General features: G+C 69.2%; 1 protein-coding gene. It reads right to left on the bottom strand.

Annotation, left to right across the window (positions count from 1 at the left end; translation table 11 throughout):
* Positions 1–273: hypothetical protein (locus SB753_RS37250; RefSeq protein ID WP_410805161.1), on the bottom strand; the 273-nt coding region annotated here is incomplete at both ends.

Genomic DNA, 273 nt, shown 5'->3' with positions numbered 1-273 from the left:
CCCGCCGGCGATGAGTACGATGAGCACCGTCCACAGGGCGCCGTCGTCTGCTCCGGACCACCCGCTCCTCGTCTTGTCCGAGAGGACCGGCGGCTCCTGGATCACCGACCGCGAGTAGGCGACCACACCGTCTTCGTTCAGCTTCTCGACCTCCGGCCAGTTGAGCGACAGGTCGGGGAGATACCAGCGGGCGTCGCCCGAGAGTCCGGCGCTCGCCGGCAGGAAGAGCGCGGAGGTCGCATCGGAGAGGACCGCCGAGTCCAGGGTTCCGAC

It is taken from the genome of Paraburkholderia sp. SIMBA_053, assembly GCF_046534895.1.
Lineage (GTDB): Bacteria > Pseudomonadota > Gammaproteobacteria > Burkholderiales > Burkholderiaceae > Paraburkholderia > Paraburkholderia caledonica.
The sequence above is the reverse complement of the archived record's forward strand: the minus strand, read 5'-3'. Positions and strand labels throughout refer to the sequence as shown.